Origin of the sequence: Lentzea californiensis (genome assembly GCF_024648825.1) — a bacterium.
In the GTDB taxonomy this organism is placed as follows: domain Bacteria; phylum Actinomycetota; class Actinomycetes; order Mycobacteriales; family Pseudonocardiaceae; genus Lentzea; species Lentzea californiensis.
The window spans coordinates 132,331-145,977 of the sequence record NZ_JANBBE010000006.1 but is presented as its reverse complement, the minus strand read 5'-3'; the positions used below and the strand labels follow the sequence as shown (position 1 = coordinate 145,977).

The window sequence follows — 13,647 nt, the reverse complement described above, 5'->3', positions numbered from 1 at the left end:
CTGCCCTGGTGCTCCCGTTGGCCGGTGAGGCATTCGAGCAGCACGAGGCCGAGCGCGTAGATGTCCACCGCGTAGTGGATTTCCCCGCCGCGCACTTGTTAGGGGCGAGGTGGCGGCGGTGAGGTTCAACTGTCCCGCAGTCGGTCCAGGGTGGGGACGATCTTGTCCAGAATGGACAGCAGGGTGGCCATGTCGTCGGGGTCCAGCGCGGACAAGGGGCTGGACTCCACCGTCGTTCGCATGACCTGTGCGCGCACCTGCAGGCCCTTCTCGGTGAGGATGAGTGCGCGGGAACGCCGGTCTCGCGGGTCGGGGACCCGTTGGACGAGACCACGTGTGGCGAGCTGGTCCGCGACGAACGAGAGGTTCGGCGCGTTGCAGTGCAGGCGGTTCGCCACTGTCTTCATCGACGGTGGCTCCTCGTCCGGCTCCAGCGCCCAGAGCGCTTGAGCGGTCGCGGGGGTCAGACCCAGCTCCGCCAGCGGGCCGGTCGCGCCCGCCTCGGTGAGCATGAACACCTCGTGGATGGCGCGGATGGCCGCGACCGCCCCTTGCTCGTCCATGGAGGCAGTCTAGCAACTTGCTTCGAGTCTCGAACTTGTTAAGCTCCATTCGGAGATACTTCGAGACTCGAACAACTGGAGTGGGTCATGTACTCGTTCAGCGGTGTCACCGCGCTCGTCACCGGTGCGTCGAAAGGGCTTGGGCGTGCGTACGCGCTGGAACTGGCGAGGAGAGGGGCCGACCTCGTGCTCGTGGCGCGCACCACAGCCGCGCTGGAAGACGTCGCGGCGGAGGTGAGGGGCACCCGCGGGGTGACGGCGGAGGTCATCGGTGTCGATCTGGTGGACCCGGCCGGTCCCGAGTCGGTCGCCAAGGCTGTGGCCGACCTCGGCGTGCAGGTCGACCTGCTGGTGAACAACGCCGGTTCGGGCTCGGCCGGCCGGTTCTTCGAACGTCCCTACGAGCAGAGCGCCCGCTCGGTCGCGCTCAACGTCGGCGCGCTCATGGAGCTCACCTACGTGTTCGGCCGCGACATGGTGGCCAGGGGAGCGGGCGGCATCATCAACGTGGGCTCGACGGCGGCGTTCCAGCCGATGCCCTACCAGGCCAGCTACGCCGCGACGAAGGCGTTCGTCCTGTCGTTCACCGAAGCCGTCGCCGAGGAACTGCGAGGCTCGGGCGTCCGCGTCATGGCCGCACATCCGGGAGCGACCGACACGGGCTTCTTCGACGGCACCACGGCGACGATGGATCCTCGTGCGACTGATTCGCCGGAGTCGGTCGCAGCCCGCACGCTCGACGACTTCGCGCGCGGGCGCGCCGCCTCCTACCCCGGCCGCGGGGTGAACCGGTTGTCCACCCTCGTCGCGCGGGCGTTGCCGCGCCGGACGGTCACCAACGCCGTGGCCGCTCTCAACCGCAAGCTCGGCCTCGACGTGGTCACCGACCTGCCCTGATCTCGAACCGTTCGCGACCTCGCTGGGCGGGCCTTGAGACCGGTGCACCTTGATCAGCTCGGTCGACGTCCGCTGCGTCCGCTGGTCCGCCCACTTCTGCACCCCGGCGGCGGCGAACTGGAACTGCACACGGAGATCCTCCCGATCACCAGCGCGCCGGCCGGCGGCTCGTCGCCCAGCCGCCCGCACCGCGGTCCCGCTCCGCCGACGCCCTGGTGCTGCTGAGCACGCTGGCCGCCTGACGCGATCAGGCGGTCTCGCCGACCACGACCTTCACCGTGGAGTACTTGCGGCGCAGCTCCTTGAGCGGCTGGTACTCCGGCGAGTCCCAGAACTCCTGTACCGCGGCCCTGTCGCGGAACTCGTGGATCACGAGCGTCGGCGGGGTCCAGTCCCCTTCCAGCACGAGGGCGTCGCCGTCGGTCAGGACGTTGCGCGCACCGGCCTTCTCGATCAACGGCGTCACACCGTCGACGTACTGCTGGAAGCCGGCCTGGTCGGCGATGTCCAGGTCGATCACGACATATGCGGCCATGTCCGCGTCTCCTTCGCACGAGTTGTTGTTCGAGATACTCGATCGGACCGCCGGCCATGCCATGGAGTCATGGACGTCTTCAGCGACGTGATCGCCACCGTCCGGACGGGACGCGCCAAGTTCACAAGGTCCCGCCTGAGCGGCCCGTGGGGCTACGCGTTCGGGCCTTATCCGGGAGCCGGCTTCCACGTCGTACTCGAAGGCACCTGCTGGCTGATTCCCCGGCCGGTTCCCCGATCGCACTTGGGGCGGGCGACGTGGTGTTCCTGCCGCACGGCGCGGTGCACGGCATGAGCGACAGTCCGGACAGGACGATCGCCGAGCTGCTCCCGGCGCCGGAGGAAGGCCCACCGGACCACGAGCCCGCATCGGGCCAGGCCCAGTTGCTGTGCGGGGCCTACCGGCTCGACCGCGGACAGGCGCACCCCTTCCTGAGGACCCTGCCCGATGTCGTGCACCTCCCCGCCCGGCTCGGTGACCACTCCGCCCTGCGCAGCGCGGTGGACCTGCTGGGCGCGGACCTCATGGAAGCCCGTCCCGGCGCCGCCGCGGCGGTACCCGCGCTGATGGACCTGTTGCTCGTCTACCTCCTGCGCGCCTGGCTCGAGGACGAAGCGTCGCGCCACGGCCCGCGCGGAGGCTGGTGCACCGCGCTCACCGATCCCGTGATCGCCGCGGCGCTGCAGCACATCCACCGCTCGCCGGAGCGCCCGTGGACGGTCCAGCAGCTGGCCGCCGAGGTCGGACTGTCCAAGACGGCCTTCGCCCGCAGGTTCAGCTCGCTCGTCGGTCAGTCCCCGATGTCCTACCTGACCTGGTGGCGTCTGAGCACCGGCGCACGAATGCTGCGGGACGGCCAGGCGCCACTGGCCGTGATCGCCCGCACGGTCGGCTACACCTCGGAATTCGCCTTCTCCAACGCATTCAAGCGGGAGTTCAGCACGGCACCCGGCAAGTTCCGCCGCCAGCAGCGCGACATCACCGGCGTGGCCGCCTCGACCCGCTGACACGACGGAAGGGCGTCGAGATCGGTACCCGTGAGCTGAGGAACTCGTCGAGGACCGCTGTACGGGGCGACTCCCGCCGACCGTGAGCGGGTTCTTGCCTCCGGTGACAGCCGCCTTCGAAGCCGCTACGTGACCGGCGGTCAGCCGCGCACGTGCAGCCCGAAACCCGTGCGGCCCGCGGGTTCCAGTCCCTCCTTCAGGTGCAGCGAGGGGATCTCGTAATCACCGGAGTTCTGCCGCCGGAATGCGATCGGCTCGGTCGACTCCAGGGTGAGCAGGCGCTGCTCCCAGGCCTTCGCGACGTCCGCGTAGTCCTCGCCGGTCATCCGGTCGACGCCGTACAGCACGAACGGCGGCAGAGCCTCGATGCCGGGGTAGTAGAGGATGCCGTGATGGATCGGGAACAGCAGATCGTCGATGGGGCCGTTGATCCCGCGAGCGGCGTAGTGCGACTCCGGACCACCGGCGGTCACCGACAGCAGAGCCTTTCTGCCCGCGAGGGTGCCTTCGCCGAAGCGCTCGCCGTACTTGGTGTCGCTGTGCTCGCCGACGCCGTACGCGAAGTGGTAGGTGAACACCCGGTCGACCCAGCCCTTCAGGATCGCGGGCATCGTGTACCACCACAGCGGGAACTGGAAGATGATCGTGTCGGCCCACAGCAGCTTCTGCTGCTCGGCGAGGACGTCCGGGGTGAGCGTCCCCGCGTCGAACGCCCGGCCGGAGTCCAGGGCGACCTTCAGCGGACTTGAGGCATCGGGGCCGTAGTCCGCAGCGTCCACGACCGCCTTCCAGTTCATCGCGTACAGATCGCTCACCCGTACCTCGTGCCCGGCGGTCTCCAATGTGGACACCGCGAGATCCTTCAGTGAGCCGTTGAGCGAATTCGGCTCCGGGTGGGCGTGGACGATCAGCGTCTTCATGGGAACTCCTCCGGATCGGGTGCCTTCGATCCTGGGCGCCGCGGCGCCCGGCGTTCAGGGGCGCTTCTTCCATCGGACGGGACTTCCTGGTACCGGCAGGACCACCTTCACAGGCACCACCGAGGCCATACTGGCGGTATGGACGATCTTGCGGGCTTCCTGCGGACCCGGCGTTCCCGGGTCGACCCGGCGGCCGTCGGCATTCCCGCCGACAGCCGCCGACGCGTCGAAGGGCTGCGCCGCGAAGAGGTCGCACATCTGTCCGGAGTCAGCGTCGACTACTACGTGCGCTTGGAGCAGGGTCGCGCGACCCAGCCCTCCGAACAGGTCCTCGACGCGCTCGCCCGCGTCCTCGGCCTCGACGAGACCGAACGCGGGCACCTCTACCGGCTCGCCCGGCAGCGGCGCCGCAGAGCGAAGGCGCCGGGCGGGCGGGTCCGGCCGGAGCTGCTGCGCGTCCTCGACCTGGTCACCGACGCACCCGCGCTGATCATGGATCACCGCTTGGACGTGCTCGCCGGGAACCGCCTCGCCGGACTCCTCTACGGCCGGCCGATACCCGGCCTGAACACCGCCAGGCACATCTTCCTCGAGGAGGCCGAGCGCGGCCTCTACGCGGACTGGGAGAACTGCACCCTCGACGTGGTCGGACACCTGCGCCTGGCCGCGGGCAAGTATCCAGAGGACCCCCGCCTGGCCTCGCTCATCGGCGAGCTGGCGATGGGCAGCGAGCGCTTCCGCCGCCTCTGGGCCCGCGCGGACGTGCGCGCCAGGGCACATGGACGCAAGACGTACCGCCACCCGCTGGTCGGACTGCTGGAACTGCACCAGGAGAACTTCGCGCTACCGGACGAGTCAGGTATGGAGCTGCTGGTGCTGTCCGCGGCCCCAGGCAGCCCCGCCGAGGACGGGCTGCACCTGCTCGCGAGCCTGGGCACGCACAGCGGTGCCGCTCCCATTGCGTTCTCACGGCTGCCTTAGGATGGCAGATACGGCACGAATCGAGGTCGCCGGAAGATGGTTCGTCAGGGGTGCGGAAGACAGTCGCCTACTCGCATTCGGGTTGTGCGGCGGGGCTTACGGCCATGCCCCCGCGAACCCGATGTCGGTCGGGTCGTCCAGGCGGCCGGTGATGCGAGGGTAACGGCGTATCACGGCCAGCGCCTCCTCTCGGGTGCGCTGCAGGCGTAGCAGGTCCTGGGTGTCGGTCAACCGGATGGGCCGTGCCACCGTTCGCCGTCCTGCCACAACGGCGAATCTGATGCCCAGCTGGTCGGCGCGTTGCCGTGTCTCGAGCAGCACGGCGATGCCGATCGAACCGAAGAACCCCACGTCGTCGAGATCGACCACCAACGCGGCGGCCCGGCCAGCCATGCAGGTGAACAGCGTGTCCCGGATCTCTCGGAAGGTGTCATGGTCGACATCACCGTGCACAACGGCGACCACCACATCCTCAGCGGTGATGACCTCGACCATGGTCAAAGGCTGCTCGACCTCTTCATGCATGCTGCTCCCTCAACCCACAGACACGCGCTGGATCAGCTCCCGTTGCCGTCTGTACCCGTGCGGGACGCAGCTGACACCTCGACACCTTGGCCCGAGTGGCGTCGCAGCGTGCGACATGCGGCTGTGCGCGTTCGTTCAGCGGTAAGCCAAGACGCCTTCCCAGCAAATACTTCAGCTTCATCTCAGGCGTCGATCCGGTCGCGCAACCAGCTTGCGGCGATGGCAGAGGACAGGAGATCGGTGCGGCGCGACCGGCTACTGGCCCCGGATGACCGGGTGGGAGACCACCACGCTCAACACCACGGGATGGCCCTCAGCTGCCTGGGGAGCACGCCGCCGCCCCGCTTTCGGTGCCGGTGAACGAACTGGTGTCGCCGGCCCGGTTCCCTGGGCGGCTCGGTCGTCAGCGAGCCTCGCTGAGCCTGGACGCACGCAGGAGGTCGAGCTGGTCGGCGCCGCTGGTCTCCGGGGCTGCCGTGTAGGTGACGATGCGCAGGTCGACGCCAGGCACGGTCAGCACGTCGCAGTCCAGGGTGATGTCACCCAGTTCGGGATGGCTGATCGTCTTGAGGTCGCCGGTGAGCTGTCCCATGCCTGCCACCGGCCACAGCTCACCGAAGAAGGGTGAGGCGGCCCGCAAGCTGTCCACGAGCGCCGCCAGTTCCGGGTCGGCCGGGTAGCGGGAGACCGCTTCGCGCAGGTCCGCGACGATCGCCGTCTCGAAGGCGTACGGTCCGGCTGTCGAGGTGACCGGGCGCAGGTGCCAGCGGCCCTCGCCCGTGCCGAAGAGGGCGCGGGCGAGGTTGCGTTCGGCGGGCGGCAGGCCGGACGGGTCGCCGTGCAAAGCCGTCCACATGTCGTTCCACCACAGCAGGCTCCAATCAGCGGCGAACACGCCGATCGGGAGATCGCCGAGGCGGTCGACGAGGCGGCGGATGCTCGGCGGCACGTGGGTGCCGACGGTCTGGTCGCGGGGCGCGAGCAGACCAGCGGCACGGAAGAGCTGGTCGCGTTCGGCAGGGGAGAGCCGCAGCGCGCGGGCCAGGGCTGACACCACCTGGACGGACGGGTTGGTAGCCCGGCTCTGCTCCAGCCGCAGCAGGTACTCGTGGGAAAGGCCGGCGAGCTCAGCGAGTTCCTCGCGGCGCAGGCCGGGGGCGCGCCGGCGGGCTGACCGGGCGTAGCCGGCATCGGCAGGGTCGAGGCGGTCGCGCCAGCCGCGCACCAGGGCACCGAAGCTCAGGTCGCTCACTCCTCCATGATCGCACCGGGCGTGTCCTGCACCACGGTCACCATCCGGTCGAGCGCGGCGCTCATGTAGCGGGTCCAGAGCGGCTTGAACGGCCCGGCGACGATCCAGCGCCGGCCGGGCAGCGGCTGGAAGTCGTAGGTCCACCGGATCGACGTGCCGGGGCCGTCGGGGAGGAACGACCACTCGCCACGCACTCCGGAGACCAGCTTGGCCAGCACGTTGGTGAAACCGCTGAGCTCGTAGGCGAACCCGTGTCCGTCCACGATCTCGGTGAGCCGCTCGTCGGCCTTGGAGCCGTCGGTGAACCAGGTCTGGCGCGAGGTCCCCGGCCGGTCCCAGGTACCGGTCTGGTCGCGCACCTCCGCGACGCCGGGGAACGGTCCCCACGGCTTGAACACCCCAGGGAGGTCGATCGGCACGATGACCCGGTGGCTGTGGGCGGGGCTGGACGTCGTACGGGCGAAGACGGTGATCGGAACGCTCTTTTTCGTCATGCCACAAGCATCACGGCCCGTGCCCACCCGAGGCAGGCACCTGTCAGTACACACCTTCGAGGTCTCGCCGCCGCCCTCTGTCCCGCGGTCGGGATCGCTCCCGGCGAACCCACACCCGATCTCCGGTGCTCAGGACCGCACCAGGGCTAGCGGGGCCGCCTTGATCGCGGCGTATCGGCTCCTGCCGATCCGAGTTCGCTGCGATCGGGCGCACGCTCATCGGCATGGGCGTGCGTCGATGAGTCGAGCGTGTGCCGGGTAACCCGTGCCAGGTGTGCGGCGATTGCCTGGCCATGGAAGAGAGATCGGGACGTCCGGTGTACCGGGTTCTGTCCACCCGGACGGTGGTGTGGGCCGGGCTGGCGCTGGGTTCTGTCGGGGTGGCGGTGGCCGTGTGGCTGCTGTGGGCCTACGGGGGCGGATCACCGGCGGACACGGTGCGGTTGGCCGCGATCAGAACCGCGGGCACGATCGTCGTGGGTACCGGGGGCGCGGCGGCGCTGTGGCTCGCTGCGCGTCGGCAGCAGAGCATGGAGATCGCGCTACGGCAGAAGGACCTGGACCAGGAGCATCAGGAACGGGTCGCCTTGCTGACGCAGGACGACGCGGCCGAGCGACGGGTCACCGAGTTGTACACCAAGGCGGTGGAGCAGCTGGGGTCGGACAAGGCGCCGGTGCGTCTGGGCGGGATGTACGCCCTGGAACGGTTGGCGCAGAACGTTCCTGGTCAGCGCCAGACCATCGTGCACGTGCTGTGCGCGTACCTGCGGATGCCCCTCCCGCAGTCGGGCGACGACCCGGCGGAAAGCGCGCGCCAGGAGCAGGAGCGGCAGGTCCGGTCGACCGCGCAGCGCATCCTCGCCGCCCACCTCGTGCCAGGGCGGGAGACGTTCTGGTCCGACATCGACCTGGACCTGACCGGCGCTGCTCTGCACGATCTGGACCTGTCGCTGTGCCACGCGCGCTCCGCGCTGTTCGGGAAGGCCCGGTTCACCGGCTTCGCCGCCTTCTGCTCCGCGCGTCTGGCTGACCAGGCCGTGTTCAGCGGCGCGGTGTTCGAGGACACCGCGGAGTTCGACGGCGCGCAGTTCGGCCGGGACGCGATGTTCGTCGGCACGGTGTTCGGCGGCAAAGCCCAGTTCACCTGCGCGCGTTTGGCCAGGGACGCGCGGTTCGACCATGCCCGTTTCCTCGGTGAGACTTCGTTCGGCGGAGCCAGGTTCGCTTCGGCGGCGGTGTTCGCCGGTGCGCACTTCGACGGCACGGCGTGGTTCGACCGGCTCCACATCGCCGGGGACGCGAGATTCGAGCGGACGTGCTTCGGGTCGCACGTGACATTCGAACTTGCGCGGCTCTACGAGAACGGGTTGTTCACCGAGGCACGGTTCGCCGAAGACGTCACGTTCAGGCGAGCCGAGGTCGTCGGTACCGCCATGTTCGGCGACAGCATGTTCGAGGGATACACCGAGTTCGACGGCGCGCGTTTCGGAAGGGAGGTTCATTTCGGCGGCTTCCGCGTCCACGGTGGCGTGCCATATGGCGGCGATCACGGACTGGTCGGCGTGGAGCGAACCCGGTACCGCGGCCTTGGAATGGCGGGCAGTGGTGGCATGTCGTTCAGCAGCATGCGAAAACCAACCGCCGGCTTCGCACTCGAGCCGAGTTTCGAAAGGACGCGGATACGAGCGGACGCATCCGGACGATGCGTCCTGCCGAAAGGGGTGACCGTCGTCGAGCCGGCTCCGGACGACGACTGGGCCGAGCTCGTCTGCGAGTGGAAACCCTCGAAAGACGCCATCAAGCTCGACTCACCTCTCGCTGTCGAGGTGATCTCCGATGATCTGCCGAACTCGGACAGCAGCGCCATCCCCAGTACGTACCTCAGGTGGCCCCCAGGCCGCTGAATGCTCACACGTACCGCCCTGTCGGCGGCTGGGGCTGAATGGCCGACACGTACCGACGACGATGTGCGGGACGCTTTCCGTAGTCGAGTGAACACGGAGAGGACATGAAGTTGCGCAGAGAAGGGAACCCGTTCCGCATCACCGCCTTGTCGCTGGTATCTGCTCTGGCGGCCGTCGCGGCGCTGACGGGAGCCGCGACCTCGGCGTCGGCGCAGACGACCGCGGTGCGGATGGACTACACCTGCACGACCTCACTCGGGCCGAGCGCCCAGATGACCGTGTGGGTCGTCGGCGGTCTGCCGGACGAGGGCGCGGGCCTGAACACCGTCGCCAGGCACGAGCCTGCCTACATCGACGTGGACCTGGACCTGCGCGAGCTGCGCCCGGTCCTGACGATGGCCGGCGGGGTGCGCCTGGACACCGACAGCACCGCGACACTCGACGCGCACATCACCGGCCCGGACGGGACGCGGGCCACCCAGGCCTCGTTCACCGTCGCGCCCACGTGGCTGACGACCACCCAGGGGACCGCGGTGCGGGCCGCGGGCTCCTTCCCGACGCAGTACCTGACCACACCGGGCTACTACGACCTGCACGTGGACGACCTGGCGCTGACACTGCGCCCCGAGCGCGCCGACGGCACTCCTCTCGGCACGGTCACCGCGTCCTGCTCGCACGACCCGGCGCAGAACGACCTGCTGGGCACCGTGTGGTCGCAGTCCGCCATCTTCGAACGGCCGCCGCGCCCGAGCGGGTTGCGGGTGGTCTCGACGACCCCGACGTCCGTGACGCTGGCCTGGGAAGCCTCCTCCTGGTGGAACCCGACCCTGGGCTACGAGGTGTACCTGGACGGCGGGCACACCGGCTTGGTCACCGACAAGCAGGTCACGCTGACCGGGCTGACCCCCGACAGGCAGCACCGGGCGAAGGTCGTCACCAAGGACGTGCAGGGCATCCGCTCGACCACGAGCCAAGGCCTGATCTTCACCATCCCGCCGGCCTGACACCCTGACCCGCCGATCGCGGGGCCCGCGTCGCGACGGACCCTGCGAAGTGTGATCGATGAGTTTCGGTCCTGTCGACGGTCTGCACTTCCGACCGCGTCTGCCGGATGTGTGGAGGAAACCTGTGATCGATCTGAAGCCGGCCTGCCATCGGATGGCCGAGGTGTTGCACCGCGTGACCGATGATCAGCTCACGAGTTCCAGCCCATGCGCCGAATACACCGTTGCCGATCTCATCGACCACGTCGACCTGGTGTCTAGGGGCTCGGCCGCGCTGGCACGCCGGGATTCCGGCGAACTGCCGGACACCGAGGACGCACACTCCAGCCCTGGCTGGCGCGACAGCGTCGCTCAACACGTGCTCGCGCTGGGCAAGGCGTGGGACGAGCCAGCGGCCTGGCAGGGCAGGACCGACGTGGGCGGGCTGGAGCTGCCCAACGAGGTGTGGGGCAAAATCGCGCTCACCGAGCTGGTCGTGCACGGCTGGGACATCGCCAAAGCCACTGGCCAGCCCTTCGACCTGCCCGAGCACACGGTGCGAGCCTGCTTCGACCACGTGGCCGAGTTCGTCCCGGCTGCCCCGGTACCGGCCCTGTGGGGTCCCCCGGCGACCGTTGCGCCAGACGCCACGTTGCTCGACCAAATCGTGGCGATCACCGGCCGTGTTCCGTAACGCACACCACGACGGGCCGGGCAACCTCGTGGTGCGCACGCTCATCGGCTACTTGTTGACTGGCGGCACGATCGATGCCCGGCCAGGCTCGGTCGAGGTGTTCGACGGGACGCTCTCTCATCGGCTGCCCACCAGTGGTCCAGGGTGTGGCTCACTCATGGTGTGCGTCCCGTCGTGGACCGCGGCGGGGTTGTGGCTCAAGAGGGGTTTGCTCAGCTCGAAGTAGCGTTGCCCTCCTCGCCTCCCGTTCCCGGCTGGCAAGGAGACGACATGAGCCCAGTGATCATCGGTGTCGATCCGCACAAGCGGTCCGCCACAATCGAGATCGTCGACGGTCGGGAACACACCCTCGGCCAAGGACGTTTCGGCACCGACAACGACGGCTATCGGCGGATGCTCGAGGAGGGCCGTCGCCGACCCGACCGGGTGTGGGCGGTCGAGGGTTGCAACGGCGTGGGCAAGCACCTCGCGCAGCGCTTGGTCGCCGACGGTGAACCGGTTCTCGACGTTCCGGCCAAGCTCGCGGCCAGAGCCAGGGTGTTCGACACCGGTCACGGTCGCAAGACCGACGCCACCGACGCCCGCTCGGTGGCCCTGGTCGCGCTGCGCACCACCGGACTGCACCGCGTGAGTCCCGACGATCACACCGTGGCTCTACGGCTGCTGGTCGACCGACGTGACGAACTCGGTCGGGCCCGCACCGACACCGTCAACCGGCTGCACAAGCTGCTCACCGAGCTGATCCCCGGCGGTGCCAAGAAGTTCCTGTCCGCCACCCAGGCACGTGCCCTGCTCGCCACGGTGCGTCCACGTGATGTCGTGGGCCGGACCCGCCGGCGACTCGCCGCAGAGTTGATCACGGACCTGGCGACGATCGATCGCAAGATGACCGCGGCCGACACACAGCTGACCGAGCTTCTGGACGCGACCGGGACCGGTCTGCGCGCTCTCTACGGGATCGGCCCGTCCAGCGCGGCCAGGATCCTGGGTGATGTCGGCGACGTGGGTCGCTTCCCGGACCGCGGACGCTTCGCCAGTTGGAACGGCACCGCACCCATCGACGCCTCCAGCGGTGAGCACCAACGCCATCGACTGTCCCGTGCCGGCAACCGGCGCATCAACCGGGTTCTGCACATCATGGCGATAGTCCAGCTCCGCAACGACACTCCGGGCCGGGCCTACTACCGCCGCAAGCTCGCCGACGGCAAGTCGCCACGCGAAGCCATCCGCTGCCTCAAACGACGCCTCTCCGACACTGTCTACAAGCGACTCGTCACTGACGCCAAGATCCACACTGTCTCGACAGTCGAGCCGTCAAGCTCCTGCCTCTTGACATAGAGGGGAGCCATGAGCGGATGTTCATCGACGCTGCGCCGTTCCGCCGCGACGTACCTGTCCTGACCAGCGCCTTCAACCGGCCTTCGGGTATACCCGATCTTCGGGGGAGTGAGAGTCGATCTGCCTATGATTCGTGACCGGCGCAGGTTCGAGGGGAAGACAGCATGGATGCGGTCGCGGTGCTGACGGAAACGGTCGCGATGTGCCGGGCACGAGCGGCCGATGATCCGGTCCACCTGCCCGATCTCGCCACAGCGTTGCACAGCCTGGGTATCGCCTACCACCAGGGCGGTAGGCACATGGACGCGGTGGAGCAGACCGAGCAGGCGCTTGCGACGTGGCGTCGGCTGCCTGCGGACAACGCCGGACACCGGTTGAACCTGGCAAGCACGCTGAGCGATCTCGGCGCCATCTACGGCTTGGCCGGGCGATACGCGGACGCGATCGACCCGACTGAGGAAGCCGTCGCCCTGTGCCGGAACCTGGCGGCGGAGAACCCGGTGTTCACGGCGGACCTCGCGGGTGCCCTGACGAACCTGGGAGGCCTGTACCGCAGTGTCGGTCGGCGGGACGAAGCGGTGGTCGTCGCGGAGGAGGTCGTCACGCTCTACCGGGCCTTGAGCGCGCAGGATCCCGTCCATCTGCCCGACCTCGCAACGGCGTTGAACGATCTGGGCATCGAGTACGGCGATGCCGCTCGACACGTGGACGCCATCGGCCCCGCGGAGGAGGCCGTCCAACTGCGCCGGACGCAGGCTGCCCAGAACGCCGACCACCTGCCCGACCTCGCGGCCGCGTTGACCAACCTGGCCAACCGCTGCCAAGGCATCGGCCGGCGCGCGGATGCCCTTGCCGCTGCGGAGGAATCCGTCACGATCTACCGGCGACTCGTCAAGCGGAATCCCGTTCACCTCGGCAATTTCGGCACCGCGCTGTCGAACCTCGGCAATGCCCACGGAGCGGTCGGCCGACGTGTGGAGGCGGTCGCCATGAACGAGGAAGCGGCCAAGATCTTCCGCCGCCTGGCCGCGGGCGACTCCGCCCACCTGCCCGACCTCGCGATGGCCTTGAACAACCTCGGCCTCCATCTCGGCGAGACGGGGCGACATGCCGACGCGGCCGGTCTCCTCGAGGAAGCCGCGACGATCTACCGGCAGCTGGCCGCTGACAATCCCGCGTACCAGCAGAATCTGACTGCTGCCCTGGCCAGCCTGGCCCGCAGTCAGCAGAGCAGCGATGTTCAGCCAGCCAAGAAGCGCTTCTGGCGTCGAGAGTAGCGGCGCGATCGTCGCTCACGGACACGTTCGGCACGCTCACGCCCAGACCGGCCGACATGACCACTGTGCGAGCGAGACCGACATGGTCACCATGCCGAACCAGCACCGACCGACTCGTCCCAACCCGCGCGCTCGTCCGCATGAGCGGACGTTGTTCGCGCACCGCTGGCAGGCTCGATCCCGAGGGCGTCTTCGCGCGGCTGGGTGGAACAGCCGGGAACAGCCCACTGGCGATCGCGGTCGATGAGCTGCTTCTCCTACGTGGCCCGGTAGGTGG

General features: G+C 68.9%; 13 protein-coding genes and 1 pseudogene. 8 read left to right on the top strand and 6 right to left on the bottom strand.

All coding sequences use genetic code 11. The features are described from left to right. Positions 1–125: 125 nt before the first annotated feature. The gene (locus LX88_RS22685) at positions 126–563 is read right to left on the bottom strand and encodes a MarR family winged helix-turn-helix transcriptional regulator (RefSeq protein ID WP_258949812.1); all 438 of its coding nucleotides are present in this window, start codon (positions 561–563) and stop codon (positions 126–128) included. A gap of 87 nt (positions 564–650) precedes the next feature. Here LX88_RS22685 and LX88_RS22680 point away from each other — a divergent pair, with 87 nt between their 5' ends. Further along, complete coding sequence (locus LX88_RS22680; protein ID WP_258949811.1) at positions 651–1,460, top strand: SDR family NAD(P)-dependent oxidoreductase; 810 nt, start codon at positions 651–653, stop codon at positions 1,458–1,460. Positions 1,461–1,707: 247 nt separating this feature from the next. Here the strand turns inward: LX88_RS22680 and LX88_RS22675 are convergent, their stop codons facing one another. After that, positions 1,708–1,995 carry a DUF1330 domain-containing protein gene (locus tag LX88_RS22675; protein WP_258949810.1) on the bottom strand — a complete coding sequence of 96 codons (288 nt, stop codon included), beginning with the start codon at positions 1,993–1,995 and terminating at the stop codon, positions 1,708–1,710. Positions 1,996–2,064: 69 nt separating this feature from the next. Here LX88_RS22675 and LX88_RS44770 point away from each other — a divergent pair. Further along, positions 2,065–3,002 (top strand): annotated as a pseudogene (locus LX88_RS44770) (AraC family transcriptional regulator). A 140-nt stretch (positions 3,003–3,142) separates the two neighbouring features. Here LX88_RS44770 and LX88_RS22660 read toward each other — a convergent pair. After that, the gene (locus tag LX88_RS22660) at positions 3,143–3,922 is read right to left on the bottom strand and encodes an NAD(P)H-dependent oxidoreductase (RefSeq protein WP_258949807.1); all 780 of its coding nucleotides are present in this window, start codon (positions 3,920–3,922) and stop codon (positions 3,143–3,145) included. A gap of 138 nt (positions 3,923–4,060) precedes the next feature. Between LX88_RS22660 and LX88_RS22655 the strand changes: the two genes are divergently transcribed. Continuing rightward, positions 4,061–4,903 carry a helix-turn-helix transcriptional regulator gene (locus LX88_RS22655; protein ID WP_258949806.1) on the top strand — a complete coding sequence of 281 codons (843 nt, stop codon included), beginning with the start codon at positions 4,061–4,063 and terminating at the stop codon, positions 4,901–4,903. Between the two features lie 96 nt (positions 4,904–4,999). Here the strand turns inward: LX88_RS22655 and LX88_RS22650 are convergent, their stop codons facing one another. The 3 genes from LX88_RS22650 to LX88_RS22640 all read right to left on the bottom strand — a co-directional run bounded on the left by LX88_RS22650 (position 5,000) and on the right by LX88_RS22640 (position 7,174). After that, positions 5,000–5,428, bottom strand: a complete 429-nt coding sequence (locus tag LX88_RS22650) for an STAS domain-containing protein (RefSeq protein ID WP_258949805.1) — start codon at positions 5,426–5,428, stop codon at positions 5,000–5,002. 403 nt (positions 5,429–5,831) lie between these two features. Then, positions 5,832–6,680 carry a helix-turn-helix transcriptional regulator gene (locus LX88_RS22645; RefSeq protein WP_258949804.1) on the bottom strand — a complete coding sequence of 283 codons (849 nt, stop codon included), beginning with the start codon at positions 6,678–6,680 and terminating at the stop codon, positions 5,832–5,834. Then, entirely contained in the window at positions 6,677–7,174 is a 498-nt protein-coding gene (locus LX88_RS22640; protein ID WP_258949803.1) for an SRPBCC family protein, read from the bottom strand. The genes LX88_RS22645 and LX88_RS22640 overlap by 4 nt, the downstream gene beginning before the upstream one ends. Before the next feature lie 317 nt (positions 7,175–7,491). On the opposite strand from LX88_RS22640, the gene LX88_RS22635 reads away from it, so the two are divergent. The 5 genes from LX88_RS22635 to LX88_RS22615 all read left to right on the top strand — a co-directional run bounded on the left by LX88_RS22635 (position 7,492) and on the right by LX88_RS22615 (position 13,370). After that, a complete protein-coding gene (locus LX88_RS22635) occupies positions 7,492–9,078 on the top strand; it encodes a pentapeptide repeat-containing protein (protein WP_258949802.1) in 1,587 nt (528 codons plus the stop codon). Between the two features lie 104 nt (positions 9,079–9,182). Further along, on the top strand, positions 9,183–10,082 hold the full coding sequence (locus tag LX88_RS22630) for a fibronectin type III domain-containing protein (protein ID WP_258949801.1): 900 nt from the start codon (positions 9,183–9,185) through the stop codon (positions 10,080–10,082). Between the two features lie 124 nt (positions 10,083–10,206). After that, positions 10,207–10,755, top strand: coding sequence for a TIGR03086 family metal-binding protein (locus tag LX88_RS22625; protein WP_258949800.1), 549 nt, complete (start codon positions 10,207–10,209; stop codon positions 10,753–10,755). Positions 10,756–10,929: 174 nt separating this feature from the next. After that, on the top strand, positions 10,930–12,093 hold the full coding sequence (locus LX88_RS22620; protein ID WP_258949799.1) for an IS110 family RNA-guided transposase: 1,164 nt from the start codon (positions 10,930–10,932) through the stop codon (positions 12,091–12,093). Between the two features lie 164 nt (positions 12,094–12,257). Then, positions 12,258–13,370: a tetratricopeptide repeat protein gene (locus LX88_RS22615; RefSeq protein ID WP_258949798.1), complete on the top strand. Its 1,113-nt coding sequence runs from the start codon at positions 12,258–12,260 to the stop codon at positions 13,368–13,370. Positions 13,371–13,647: the final 277 nt, after the last annotated feature.

Coding starts and splice junctions, on each gene's coding strand:
- LX88_RS22685 (WP_258949812.1), bottom strand. CDS start 563: ATGGACGAGCAAGGGGCGGTCGCGGCCATCCGCGCCATCCACGAGGTG.
- LX88_RS22680 (WP_258949811.1), top strand. CDS start 651: ATGTACTCGTTCAGCGGTGTCACCGCGCTCGTCACCGGTGCGTCGAAA.
- LX88_RS22675 (WP_258949810.1), bottom strand. CDS start 1,995: ATGGCCGCATATGTCGTGATCGACCTGGACATCGCCGACCAGGCCGGC.
- LX88_RS22660 (WP_258949807.1), bottom strand. CDS start 3,922: ATGAAGACGCTGATCGTCCACGCCCACCCGGAGCCGAATTCGCTCAAC.
- LX88_RS22655 (WP_258949806.1), top strand. CDS start 4,061: ATGGACGATCTTGCGGGCTTCCTGCGGACCCGGCGTTCCCGGGTCGAC.
- LX88_RS22650 (WP_258949805.1), bottom strand. CDS start 5,428: ATGCATGAAGAGGTCGAGCAGCCTTTGACCATGGTCGAGGTCATCACC.
- LX88_RS22640 (WP_258949803.1), bottom strand. CDS start 7,174: ATGACGAAAAAGAGCGTTCCGATCACCGTCTTCGCCCGTACGACGTCC.
- LX88_RS22630 (WP_258949801.1), top strand. CDS start 9,183: ATGAAGTTGCGCAGAGAAGGGAACCCGTTCCGCATCACCGCCTTGTCG.
- LX88_RS22615 (WP_258949798.1), top strand. CDS start 12,258: ATGGATGCGGTCGCGGTGCTGACGGAAACGGTCGCGATGTGCCGGGCA.